8 protein-coding genes are annotated in these 12,765 nt (G+C 74.2%); all 8 read right to left on the bottom strand.

The window, feature by feature from the left end; genetic code table 11:
- Positions 1–23 precede the first annotated feature (23 nt).
- Positions 24–1,025 carry a thioesterase family protein gene (locus AB0M97_RS03465; RefSeq protein ID WP_365959014.1) on the bottom strand — a complete coding sequence of 334 codons (1,002 nt, stop codon included), beginning with the start codon at positions 1,023–1,025 and terminating at the stop codon, positions 24–26.
- A 16-nt stretch (positions 1,026–1,041) separates the two neighbouring features.
- Positions 1,042–1,866, bottom strand: coding sequence for an alpha/beta hydrolase (locus AB0M97_RS03470; protein ID WP_365959015.1), 825 nt, complete (start codon positions 1,864–1,866; stop codon positions 1,042–1,044).
- A gap of 229 nt (positions 1,867–2,095) precedes the next feature.
- A complete protein-coding gene (locus AB0M97_RS03475) occupies positions 2,096–3,298 on the bottom strand; it encodes an FAD-dependent oxidoreductase (RefSeq protein ID WP_365959016.1) in 1,203 nt (400 codons plus the stop codon).
- Positions 3,295–5,064, bottom strand: coding sequence for a non-ribosomal peptide synthetase (locus tag AB0M97_RS03480; RefSeq protein WP_365959017.1), 1,770 nt, complete (start codon positions 5,062–5,064; stop codon positions 3,295–3,297). Before AB0M97_RS03480 ends, AB0M97_RS03475 begins: the two co-directional genes overlap by 4 nt.
- A 25-nt stretch (positions 5,065–5,089) precedes the next feature.
- Positions 5,090–8,158, bottom strand: coding sequence for an amino acid adenylation domain-containing protein (locus tag AB0M97_RS03485; RefSeq protein WP_365959018.1), 3,069 nt, complete (start codon positions 8,156–8,158; stop codon positions 5,090–5,092).
- A 31-nt stretch (positions 8,159–8,189) separates the two neighbouring features.
- Positions 8,190–9,014 carry a mycofactocin-coupled SDR family oxidoreductase gene (locus AB0M97_RS03490; RefSeq protein ID WP_365959019.1) on the bottom strand — a complete coding sequence of 275 codons (825 nt, stop codon included), beginning with the start codon at positions 9,012–9,014 and terminating at the stop codon, positions 8,190–8,192.
- Between the two features lie 48 nt (positions 9,015–9,062).
- The gene (locus AB0M97_RS03495) at positions 9,063–9,764 is read right to left on the bottom strand and encodes an alpha/beta fold hydrolase (RefSeq protein WP_365959020.1); all 702 of its coding nucleotides are present in this window, start codon (positions 9,762–9,764) and stop codon (positions 9,063–9,065) included.
- A 42-nt stretch (positions 9,765–9,806) separates the two neighbouring features.
- Positions 9,807–12,765: amino acid adenylation domain-containing protein (locus AB0M97_RS03500; RefSeq protein WP_365959021.1), on the bottom strand; the 2,959-nt coding region annotated here is incomplete at its 5' end.

The raw sequence follows: 12,765 nt of genomic DNA on the forward strand, positions 1-12,765 counted from the left end.
CCTCCGGGCTGTGGGGTGGGGGGTCACTCGCCGCGCAGCGCGCGCAGAACCTCGTCGTCGAAGACGGCCATCTGCCACTCGGCCTCCGGGGACTCCTTGTGGCAGTAGCCGTGGGTGATCTCGCCGGTGGCGGTCTTGACGAGCTTGCCGTCCCGCACGACGTAGAAGTCCATGCGGGAGGTGTAGAGCATGTCCTTGAAGACGGACTCCACGGTGTAGACCGTGTACAGGTCCTCTTCCATGATCGTCTCGTCGGTGAAGCGCAGCTTGTTCGACGTCACGACGGGGATCCAGCCGCGCTCGTCGAGCAGCCGCTTGATGCTGATGCCGCGGGAGGCGACGAAGAGGTGCTTGGCCTCCTCCATCTGGCGCAGGTAGCCGGACATCTGCATGCGCTCGGTGAAGTGGCAGTAGTAGTACGGCACCCGCCACTTCCAGCCGACGGCGTTGTCGTCGCCGATGATCTCGGCGAGCACCGGGTCGGTGTCGGCGTCCTCGCCGCGGTGGAAGGCGCCGTTGAGGTCGTCGCTCGGGGTGGCGGCCAGCTCGGTGGGCTCGGCGGTGGCGAGCCGGTCCACGACGAAGCGCTCCAGCTCGGCGGGGAGCGGCGCCGGGTCGGGGATGGCCGGGTCGCGGCGCAGCAGCACGCGCAGCTTGGAGGTGACGGCCTTCTTGGGCGCGCCGTCGCGCTGCACGATCGCGGCCACCGCGAAGACCATCTCGCGGTCGGTGTCCTTGGTCTTCGGGGTGACCTCGATCAGCACGTCGTCGTCGAGGGTGAGCACGGTGTGCAGGCGGGTGTCGACGCCGACCACGTCGAAGTTGACGCCGTGCACCAGGTACAGCTCGGTGGCGCCGAGGCCGACGGCCCGGAAGTGGTCGAGCACCGCGGCTTCGAGCATGTAGTTGTCGCACTTGAAGCCGATCGCGGTGTTGATGTTGCCGCCCTCGTAGGGGGGACGCATGGTCACCGAACTCGGCTCGGTCAGCAGCTTCTTGATCTCGACATCGGTCAGGGTGGCCATCGATGTACTCCCGTACTCAGTTGACCGCCGTCGGGGGGTTGCCCGCCGACAGGGTGGTGAGGAATTGCTGGACAGCGAGCGAGAACCGCTCCGGGCGCTCGGCCATCGGGGTGTGACCGCAGCCGTCGATCCGGTCGAGCGAGGCGTTGCCGAGCAGGGCCGCGAGGCCCGTGCCCTCGGCCGGTGGCGCGATCGGGTCCTCGGCTCCGACGACGACGTGGACGGGCAGGTCCACCTGGCCGACGGGCAGGAAGGGGGTGCGCAGGTAGGCGTGCAGGTGGCGGACCACCCAGTGCGGGCCGAGCTGTTCCAGGGAGCGCTCGGCCATCTCGGCCCGCAGGTCGGGGTCGAGGTGCTTGCGGGACCGGGCCTGGATGCCGTCCTCGGCGCCGAGGCGCAACAGGTCGAGGAAGTGCGGCAGTTCGGCCCAGCTGAAGTCCTCCGGGCGCTGCCGGTGGAACGGTGAGACGAGCACGGCGGCGCGGATGCCGAGTGTGTCGCGCGGGTCCTTGCCGGCCGCCGCGGTGTCGGCGAGCAGGGTGAGCAGCAGGACGGTGGCGAAGGAGTGCGCGATCACCACGTCCACGCCGCCGGGGATCCGCGCGACCGCCTCGGTGATCCAGGCGGCGTCGTCGCGTTCGGCGACCGCGAAGGCGCCGCCGGCCCGCCAGGGCAGGCCGGCGCTCCACAGTTCCAGTCCCGGCGGCCGGTGCTCCACGAACGCGTCCCAGGAGCTCTCGCTGCTGCCGAGGCCGTGCAGCAGCAGGGCGCGCGTGCCCGCCTCGGCGGACGCGCACCGCTGCCGGAGCACCAGCGGCTCGGCATGGGCTTCCTGGAGCACCGGATATCCCTTTCGAAGAAATTCGGGCAGCAAGGGGTATTGCCCGGGCCAGAATTCAGCCCGGCACACTTTCCGCCACGCTAGCAACCTTGTCCGGGTCGGCAGAGAGCCGTCCGGGGATTTTGCAGCGATATGCAATCCGCCGCTCCGGCACGTCATTTGACGGGCCGCACACTCAAATCATCCAGGAATTCCGGCCCGCCGAAAGAGGCGTTTCAGCAAGCTGCGACTACAAATTTTTCCAACTGCCGACGACGTCGTCGGCGTCGCCCCGCGTCGCCATCGACCGCCGGGCCACCACCAGCGCCTTCGGCCAGTTCACGGTCAGTACGGCGGTCAGGCGGGCCCCGCGCCGGTAGGCGACGGCGAACCGGCGGCGCGGACCGCCCGCCCGCACCACGTCGGTCTCGTCGCCCGGCCCCGGCCGCCCCAGCAGGGTGATCTTGCCGCCGTACTGGTCGGACCAGACGAAGAACTCGTGCCGGTACGGCTCCGGGTCCGGCCCGGCGATGGCGCGGGCCACGACCGCGGCCTGCTCGACGGCGTTGGTCCAGTGCTCGACCCGGACGTGCCGGCCCAGCAGCGGGTCGTGGCAGCGGGCGACGTCGCCGACGGCGTACACGGTGTGGTCGGCGTCGGCCGCGCAGTACTCGTCGCACAGCACGCCGCCGTCGGTGTCCAGCAGGATGCCGGAGTCGGCCAGCCAGCCGGTGGCGGGCCGCACGCCGATGCCCACCACGACGGCGTCCGCGGGCAGGGTGGTGCCGTCGGTGAGCGTCACCCCGGTGACCGACACCCCGCCGACCAGCCCGGCGACGGAGGTGCCGCACAGCAGCCGCACGCCGTTGTCCCGGTGCAGCAGGCTGAGTTCGGCGGCGACGTCCTCGCCGAGCAGCCCGGACAGCGGTGCGGGCTGGGCCTCCACCACGGTCACGTCGATGCCGCGGGCACGCGCCGTGGAGGCCACCTCGGCGCCGATGAAACCGCCGCCGACGACGACCAGCCGGCCGTCGCCGATGCGGTCGAGGTCGGCCCGCAGCCCGTGGCAGTCGGCGAGGGTGCGCAGCACGTGCACTCCCCCGAGTGGCATGCCGGGCAGCAGGCGGGGCGCCGCGCCGCAGGCCAGGACCAGCCGGTCGTAGCCGAGGCGGGTGCCGTCGTCCAGGCGCAGCAGGCGCGCCGCCGGATCCAGGCCGGCCGCGGCGGCGACGTACCGGGTGGCTCCCCACTCCTCGGGGTCGCCGAGCGAGGCGCGTGCGGCGTCCCAGTCGCCGGCGAGGATCTGCTTGGACAGGGGGGGCCGGTCGTAGGGCGCGTCCGGGTCGGGGTCGACCAGGGTGAGGGCGCCCGCGTAGCCGGCCTCCCGCAGGGCCGCCGCCACGCGCGTGCCGCCGACCGAGGCGCCGACGATCACCACACCGCGGCCGGTCACGACGCCGCTCCCCCGTCCGCGGCACCCGCGGACCCGGCCTGTCCGGCCAGGGCGCGCGGGGTGCGCAGCTCCAGGACGTCGCGCAGGCCGAAGGTCCAGCCGGACCTGCGGGCCTTGCCGGCCAGCCGCGCGGCGCGCAGGCTGTCGCCGCCCCGGCCGAAGAAGTCGTCGTCGAGATAGACGGCGGGCACGCCGAGGATCTCGGCGAACAGGGCGCACAGCCGCGCCTCGGCGTCGGTGCGGGGCGCGTCGCCCACCGGTCCGTCCTCGGCCGGTGGCGCGGGCAGGGCGGCCTTGTCGAGCTTGCCGTTGGAGGTCAGGGGGAGTTCGCCGACCACCATGAACGCCGAGGGCACCATGTAGGCGGGCAGGGTCCGGGCGACGGCCTCGCGCAGCGCGGCCGGGTCGGGGGCGGCGCCGTCCTCGGGGACGACGTAACCCGCCAGGTACCGGTCGCCCGAGCCGTCCTCGCGGGCGACGACGGCGGCCTGCCGCACTCCGTCCTGGGCGGCGACGACCGAGGTGACCTCGCCGAGTTCAATGCGGTAGCCGCGGATCTTGACCTGGTCGTCGGTGCGGCCCAGGTACTCGAGGTGGCCGTCGGGCCGCATCCGCGCGATGTCGCCGGTGCGGTACATACGGGTGCCGCCGGGCGCGGCCACGAAGCGTTCCGCGGTCAGTCCGGGGCGGCCCAGGTAGCCGCGCGCGACCTGGCCGCCCGCGATGTACAACTCGCCCTCGGTGCCCGCCGGGACGGGCCTGAGGCGCTCGTCCAGGACGTACAGCTCGGTGCCGGGCGTGGGGCGGCCGATGGGGGTGGCGCCGGGCTCGACGGCGTCGTCGGGCCCGATGGAGAACACGCAGCAGCCGACGGTCGCCTCGGTGGGGCCGTACTCGTTGACGACCGTGGCGCCCGAGTGGGTGCGCCGCCACCGGTCCACGACGTCGCCGATCAGCATCTCGCCGCCGACGACGAGTTCCCCGGTCGGGGACAGGCTGCCGGGCAGCGCGGTCAGCAGCGGCAGGTGCGACGGGGTGGCCTTGACGAAGCCCGGCCGCCCGACCGCTCCCCCGTCCTGTTCCGGTTCCCGGTCCAGCGCGGCGACCCGGACCCGGCCGCCCAGCAGCAGCGGCCCGTACAGCGCGGTGACCGTGAGGTCGAAGGCGACCGGGGAGTGCAGCAGCGCCTCCCGCGCCAGGCCCGGGTAGGCGGCGCAGGCGAACTCCAGGTAGCGCACGAGCGTGTCGTGCTGCACCGCCACGCCCTTGGGGCGGCCGGTGGAGCCCGAGGTGTAGATGACGTACGCCAGGTTCCGCGCGGTGAGCGGCGCGGGCCGGTCGGCGTCGGTCGGGTCGTGCGCGGGACCGCCCGCCGCCTCGGCGGCGGCGACCACGGCGGGGACCGTCACGGTGTGCGGGCCGCCGGCAGCGACCTCGGCGTCCTGGACGAGCATCAGCTGGAGGCCGGTGTCCTCGACGATGAACTCCAGGCGCTCGGCCGGGCAGTCGCTGTCGACCGGGACGTAGGCGGCACCGGCCTTGAGGACGGCGAGCAGGGCCACCACCAGGTCGGCCGACCTGGGGATGCGGACCCCGACCACGTGCTCCGGGCCGATGCCGCGCGCCAGCAGGTGGTGCGCCAGCAGGTTGGCCCGGCGGTTGAGCCCGGCGTAGTCCAGGTCCCGCCCGTCGCTGTGGACGGCGACGGCGTGCGGAGTGCGTGCCACCTGCGCCTCGAAGAGGGCGGGCAGGGACGGTTCAGCCATGGTGTGTTCCTCTTGCTGTCGGAAGTCATCCGGCGTGGTCCGCGGTCAGTTGGCGGATCGTCGGACGCAGGTACAGGTCGCGCATGGCCACCGTGGGGCCGCCGCGCCGGCGCAGCGCGGCGCCCACGCGCATCGCCAGCAGCGAGTTGCCGCCGAGGTCGAAGAAGTTGTCGTCGGGGCCGACCGGGACGCCGAGCACCTCCTGCCACACCTCCAGCAGCGCGTCCTCGAACGTGCCGCCCCGGGCGGGGGTCCGCGCCTCAGGCGTTTTGCTCGGGGCGGTGGCCTGCGGCTCGGGGGTGGCCTTGGCCGGCTGAGCGGGCTTCGGCAGCCTGCGGGTGTCGAGCTTGCCGTTGGTGGTCAGCGGCATCCGGTCCAGCGCGGTGACCGTCGACGGCACCATGTACTCGGGCAGGAACCTGCTCGCGCGCTGCCGCACGGAGGCGGTGTCGTCGCCGTCCATCACCACGTACGCGTCGAGCTGGGCGGTCGCCGCGTCGTCCGGGTCGGCGCGGTTGAGGACCACGGCCGCGGCGGTGACCCGCGGGTCGTCCAGCAGCACCGAGCGGATTTCGTCCAGTTCGATGCGGAAGCCGCGCAGCTTGACCTGGCTGTCCAGCCGGCCCAGGTGCTCCAGCCGGCCGTCGGGCAGCAGCCGTCCCTTGTCGCCGCTGCGGTACATCCGCTCGCCGGTGCGCGGGTCGGTCAGGAACCGCTGCCCGGTCAGCTCGGGCTTGTTCAGGTAGTGCGAGGCCACTCCGGCGCCGCCGACGTAGATCTCGCCGGCCACGCCCACCGGCAGGGTCCGCCCGTCGGGGTCGGCGACCCGCACCCACCAGCCGGGCAGCGCGTGCCCGACCGACCTGGACCCGGCGAGCGCCTCGGCCCGGGTGACGGTCTGCGCGGTGACGTGGACCGTGGTCTCGGTGATGCCGTACATGTTGACCACCCGGCACACGGTCTCCGGGTGCCGGTCGAACCAGGGCAGCAGCATCCGCGGGTCGAGTCCCTCGCCGCCGAAGACGACCAGGCGGACCGGGGCGGGGTCCGCGCCGTCGCGTTCGACCTCGACCAGGTGGGCGAAGGCGGACGGGGTCTGGCTGAGCACCGAGACCCGCTCCCGCCGCAGCAGCGCGTGGAAGTCCTCCGGGGAGCGCGAGACCCAGTACGGCACGACGACCAGGCGTCCGCCGGTGAGCAGGCAGCCCCAGATCTCCCACACCGAGAAGTCGAACGCGCTGGAGTGGAACAGCGTCCAGGTGTCGTCGCCGCCGAGGGCGAAGTCGCCGGTGGTGGCGGCCATCAGGGCGAGCACGTTGACGTGTGGGATGACACAGCCCTTGGGGCGGCCGGTGGAGCCGGAGGTGTAGATGACGTACGCCGGGTCGTCGGCGCCGGTCTCCGACGGCGGCGGCCCGTCGCACTCGGCGGGGGCCAGCTCCGCCAGGCCCGCCAGGGAGACGACGCGGGCGGTGTCGCCGCCGGGGAAGTCCGCCAGCTCGGTGATCACGGTGGTGAGGCCGGCGTCGGACGTCGTGTAGGACAGCCGGTCCTGGGGATAGGCCGGGTCCATCGGCACATAGGTGGCGCCCGCCTTCAGCACCGCGAGCAGGGCGACGATCAGGTCGGCGGTGCGCTCCAGGCACACCCCGACCCGGTCGCGGTCGGCCACGCCGAGGGCGCGCAGGGCGTGCGCGAACCGGTCGGCACGGCGGTCGAGTTCGCCGTAGGTCAGGCGGGTGTCCCCGAAGCACACGGCGACGGCGTCGGGGCGTTCGGCGGCGATCTCGGTGATCGCGCCGTCGATGCGGCGCCGCTGGACCTGCGGCACGGGGCCGGGCCGGCCGAGGGCCGCGAGGTGCTCCGCCTCCTCCTCGTCCCACAGCCGTACGTCCGCGACCAGGGTGTCCGGTGCCTCCGCGAGCGTGCGGTGCGCCCGGCCGACGTGCCGCAGGAACTGCTCGGCCATGCCGGGCGCCAGGGTGCGCGGGGAGAAGTCGCAGCGCAGCGCCCGCTGCCCGGCGGCGTCCCGGGTCACGGTGACCGTGACGGGGAACGGCGGGAGCTGGAACGGCAGGTACTCGGCGCGCACGGCGCCGGGCAGCCCGGCGGCCGGGTCCCGGTCGGCGAAGACGAGGCCCACCGCCGCGGCACCGGACGGGTCGGCGCCCGCGGCCGTCAGCTCGCGCCGGAGGTCCTCGGTGAAGTGGGCCGGTCCGGCGGCCAGGCCGGTGCGCAGTTCCTTGTCGACGGTGCCCAGCGGGTGCGCGCCGTCGGCCGCGACGGGGGTGAGGGCGATGCGGTCGGCGGGGCCGTGGGCGTCGGGGACCGTCACCGCGAGCACCGGCCGGCCGACGCCCTCGTAACGGGCGAGGACGACCCCGAGCGCGGCGGCCCAGCTCTCTGCGTCCCCGGCCGGATGGCCGGCGGCCAGCGGCAGCGTGCGCGTCCCGGGGGTGCCGGGTCCGTGCGGCCGGCCGAGGCCCCAGTCCAGTTCGGCGCCGAGGGCGCAGGCGGCGAGTTCGGAGGCTTGGCGGGCGGGGTCGTTCCCCGGCCCGGGTGCGGGGACGGGGTTGTTCCCCGGCCCGGGGGCGGGGACGGGGTTGTTCCCCGGCCGGGAGGCCGGGGCGGCGGCAGCGCCCCCCTCCGGGCCTGCCCCCAGCAGCCGTGCCGTGAAGTGCCGCAGGGCCTGCATACCCAGGGCTGCGCGGTGGGCCGTGACCACCAGGTCGGTGGTGTCGTCGGTGTAGTGCAGCAGTACCGCGCGGACCAGGGCGTTCACCGGGCGGGTGAGTTCGCGGGCCCGGCGCCGTCCGGCGGCGGGTGCGTCGGCGGGGCACGGCACCCGCTCGGTCCACAGCCGTGCGGAGGCGCGGTCCGGGCCGCCGGCGGCGGGCAGTTCGGCGGCCAGGGCGGCGAACCGCCCGGACAGCGCCTGCGGCCCCGGCGTCCCGCCGGACAGCCGCACCCGCAGGGCGTGGCACGCCGCGCCGGGCGCGGACCGGTAGGTGTCCGAGAGCCACTCGTCGGCGCGGGCGGCGGTGTCCCGCTCCGGCGTGAGTGGCGCGACGGCGTCCTGGTGTGAGATCGACACGACTGGTCCCCTAGACGTGGTTGGTGGTGGCTCAGCGGGTGGTGAAGCCGCCGTCGACGGTCAGCACGGAGCCGGTCACCTGCCTGGACTCGTCGGAGGCCAGCCAGAGTGCGGCGCCCGCCACGTCCTCCGGCTCGATCAGCGCGTTCATCGGCTGCGACTGGACGAACGTCTGCTCGTGCTCGCCGACCGGCAGCCGCAGCGACCTGGCGATCTCGGTGAGCATCCGGCCCTCGGCCTGGCTGTCGTCCCGGATGGAGCCCGGGCACAGGGCGTTGACCCGGACCTTCAGCGGTGCGTAGTCCAGCGCGGCGGCCCTGGTCAGGCCGATCAGGCCGTGCTTGGAGGCGGTGTATCCGGCGAAGTGGCGGTAGCCCACGAGTCCGGCGGTGGAGGCCACGTTGATGACGCTGCCGGAGCGCCGGGCGACCATGTGCGGGCCGACCAGCGACATCATGCGCCAGGCGCCGGACAGGTTGATGTCGATCATCACCTGCCACTCGTCCTCGGTGATCTCGTGGGTGGTCCGGCCGGACGGCGCCACGACGCCCGCGTTGTTGACGAGTACGTCGATGGCGCCGAACCGGTCGCACACCTCGTCGACGACCTTGCGCAGGGCGGCGAGGTCGCGGATGTCGGCCTCGGCGGTGAGCACGGCGGAGCCCTGTTCCCGGCACAACTGCGCGGTGTGCTCCAGCTGGCTGGTGGTGCCGAGCGGGTAGGGCACGCCGGGTACGTCGCCGCACACGTCGAGCAGGGCGAGATCGGCGCCCTCCCGGCTGAACGCCAGCGCGCAGGCACGGCCGACACCGCGCGCGGCTCCCGTCACGACGACGGTCTTTCCTTGCAGGCGCACCAAGACTCCTTAACGTTGGGGGCGGTCGCCGGGGCCCGGCCGGCCGGCTCAGGCGGGGCAGGCGTCCGCGAGTACGCCGATGAGGCCCTCGGGGTTGTCGACCAGGTACATGTGGCCGCCCTCGACCTCCACGAACCGGAAGTCCCTGCTGGTGGCCTTGGACCACTCCATGGCCTGCTCGGGGGTGACGAGGGTGTCGGTGGTGCCGCGCACGGAGATGACCGGCGCGTCCAGCGGCTCCTGGGAGCCGGGCACGTAGCTCTCGTGCATCTCGACGTCGGCGCGCAGGGTGGGCAGCAGCAGCTCCCGCATCTCCGGGTCCTCCAGCGCGTCGTGCCGGTAGCCGGCGAACTCTTTGACGCGGTCGAGGAACTGGTCGTCGTCGAGGCCGCTCGCGCCGTTCTCGCGGCGGGTCCACGGCCCGGGCGAGCCGCTGACCACGAGCGCGGCGAGGTCCACGCCCTCGGTGCGGGTCAGCCGGTGGGCGATCTCGTAGGACAGCACGGCGCCCAGGCTGTGGCCGAACAGGACGACCGGGCCGGCGCCCCTGACCCGGTCGAGCACCTCGGGCAGCAGCCCGTCGGCGGCCACGACCGCGTCCTGGTAGGGCTCCTCCGCGAAGCGCTGCTCGCGGCCGGGCAGCTGGATCGCGGCGAGGTCGAACCGGTCCTGGCACAGCGGCACCCAGGGGCGGAAGACCGAGGCGCCGGCCCCGGCGAACGGCACGCAGAGCACGACCGTCTTTGACATGGTGTTTTCCTTTTCTGTGCTGTCGGGTGAGCGGGTGCCGGGTCAGGCCCGGCCGGTGTGGGCCAGCTTCTTCGCCAGCACCGCCCCGATCTCGGCGAGCGGTTCGGGCCGCATCAGGTCGTTGTGGGAGACGGCGACGGCATGGGTCTCCAGGCCGCCGGCGGCGTGGTCGAGCCACCGGTCGGGGTCGCCTGCCGGGTCGACGGTCGCGGCGAACATCAGCGCGCCCGCCCGGCAGTGGCCGGTGAGCGCCGCCCCGTCGACGCGGAAGCTGTTGGCCATCACGCGCTGCAGCCGCCGCAGCTGGTCCTCGGTGAGGCCCGCCAGGTCGTTGCCGGTGGAGCGGACCGCCGCCATGACCGTGGGGATGTCGACGGGCCCGCCGAGCCGCTCCGGGTCGAGACCGGCCGCGGAGAGCACTCCGGTGAGGAACTCCCGCTCGGAGAACTCCGTCGCGGTGTCGGTCTCGGTGCGCGGGTAGGCGTCCAGCAGCGCGAGCAGTTCCACCTCCTGGCCGTCGGCCTCCAGCAGGACGGCCATGGCGTGCGCGATCCGGCCGCCGAGCGACCAGCCGAGCAGCCGGTAGGGGCCCTCGGGCTGGACGGTGCGGACGCGGGCCACGTAGTCGGCGGCCATCTCCTCCAGGGAGCCGGGCAGCGGGTCGTCGCCGTCGAGGCCGACCGCCTGGAGGCCGTAGAGCCCGACGCCCGCGGGCAGGTGCTCGCCGAGGCCGGCGTACGGCCAGCTGAGCCCGCCGAGCGGGTGCACGCAGAACAGCGGGGCCGCGGCGCCGCCGGGACGCAGCGTCAGCAGCGGGCTGGTGGGTCCGGCCGTGCCGTCCTGGCCGAGGCGGACCGCGAGGGCGGCCACCGTCGGCGCCTCGAAGATCGACACCACCGACATCTCCGTGCCCAGCCGGGCGCGGACCCGGCTGATGAGCCTGGTGGCGAGCAGTGAGTGGCCGCCCAGCTCGAAGAAGTTGTCGTCGATGCCGACGCTGTCGTGGCCGAGGAGTTCGGCGAAGATCTCGCAGAGCGCCGTCTCGGTCGTGTCGCGCGGGGCGCGTCCGGGCCCGCGTTCCAGCTTCTGCGGCGCGGGGAGCGCCTTCTTGTCGACCTTGCCGTTCGGGGTGACCGGCACGGCGTCGATGACCGCGTAGTGCACGGGCACCATGTGGTCGGGCAGCAGCGTGGCGAGGTGGTCGCGCAGTTCCTCCGGGCCGACGGGCGCGGCCGGGTCGGGTGCGGTGACGTACGCGGCGAGGCGGGTGTCGCCCGAGGGGTCCCGGTGGGCGGTGACGACGGCGCTGCCGACCCGGGGGTGCCGGGTGAGCGCGTGCTCGATCTCGCCCAGCTCGATGCGCCGGCCGCGGATCTTGACCTGGTCGTCGGTGCGGCCGAGGAACTCGATCACCCCGTCGCGGGTGAAGCGGGCGATGTCACCGGTGCGGTAGAGCCGCGCGCCGGGCGGGCCGTAGGGGTCGGCGACGAACCGCTCGGCGGTCAGGTCGGGCCTGCCGAGGTAGCCGTGCGCCAACTGCACGCCGCCCAGGTACAGTTCGCCGCTGCTGCCGGCCGGGACCGGGGTGAGCGCGGCGTCCAGGACGTAGGTGCGGGTGTTCCAGACCGGCCGTCCGATCGGGACGACCGCGCTGTCCGGGGCGGTGGCGCAGTCCCAGGCGGTGACGTCGACGGACGCCTCGGTGGGCCCGTACAGGTTGTGCAGTTCGGCGCCGAGCAGGGCCCGGAACCGGTCGCGCAGGCCCGCGGGCAGGGCCTCGCCGCTGCACAGCACGCGGCGCAGGCCGGTGCAGCGGGCGGCCTGCGGCTCGGCGAGGAAGACCTCCAGCATGGACGGCACGAAGTGCACGGTGGTGATGCCGGCGTCCTGGATGAGCCGTGCCAGATAGGCGGGGTCGCGGTGGCCGCCCGGCCGGGCGGCCACCTGGACCGCGCCGGTGATCAGCGGCCAGAAGAACTCCCAGACCGACACGTCGAACCCGGAGGGCGTCTTCTGGAGCACGCGGTCGTCGGCGCCGAGGCGGTAGGCGTCCTGCATCCACAGCAGCCGGTTGACGATGCCCCGGTGCGGCACGACGACACCCTTGGGGCGGCCGGTCGAACCGGACGTGTAGATCAGGTAGGCCGGCGAGTCGGGCAGCGGACCGGGCAGCGCCCGTACGGCGTCGTCGGGCACGTCCGCCAGCTCCCGCTCCAGGCCGGGGTCGTCGAGCACGACGAGGCTGCGGACGGTGGCCCCGGTGTCCTCGGGCAGGGCGCCGAGCGCGTCGACGGTGGTGACGAGCACCGCCGGGCGGGCGTCGCCGAGGACGTAGGCGATCCGCTCGGCCGGATAGTCGGTCTCCACCGGCAGGTAGGCGGCGCCCGCCTTGAGCGCGGCGAGCAGGGCCACGGTCAGGTTGGCGGAGCGCGGCACGGCGACCGCGACGACGTCGCCGGGGCGCACGCCCCGGGAGGCGAGCAGCGCGGCCAGCCGGGCGGAGCGCTCGTCCAGTTCGGCGTAGGTCAGTTCGGCGTCGTCGGCGACGATCGCGGGGCGGTCCGGGGTGCGGGCCGCCTGCGCCGCGAACAGCCCGGCGAGGGTCTCGGGGGCGAAGCCGGTCTGCGTCGCGGGGGGCAGTGCGAGGGTGCGGGCGGTGTCGTTCCAGCCGGCCAGCAGCTGCTCGCGCTCGTCGTCGGCGAGGATGCCGATGCGGGTGAGCGGGACCGCCGGGTCGGCGGCGCCCGTGGTGAGCAGCCGGCCGAGCCGTTCGCCGATGAGCCGGACGGTGTCGGCGTCGAACAGGTCGGCGCTGTACTCGATGGAGACGTCGATGCCCGCGGGGGCGCCGTCGAGGTCGGTGCGCTCGATGAAGTTGAAGCCGAGGTCGAACTTGGCCGCCGTGGTCTCGCCGTCGATGGGGCGCGCGGTCAGGCCCGGCAGGTCCAGGGACGCCTCGGCGTTGTTCTGGAGCACGATCATCACCTGGAACAGCGGATGC

This window comes from Streptomyces sp. NPDC051207, from assembly GCF_040682395.1.
Classification (GTDB): Bacteria; Actinomycetota; Actinomycetes; order Streptomycetales; family Streptomycetaceae; genus Streptomyces.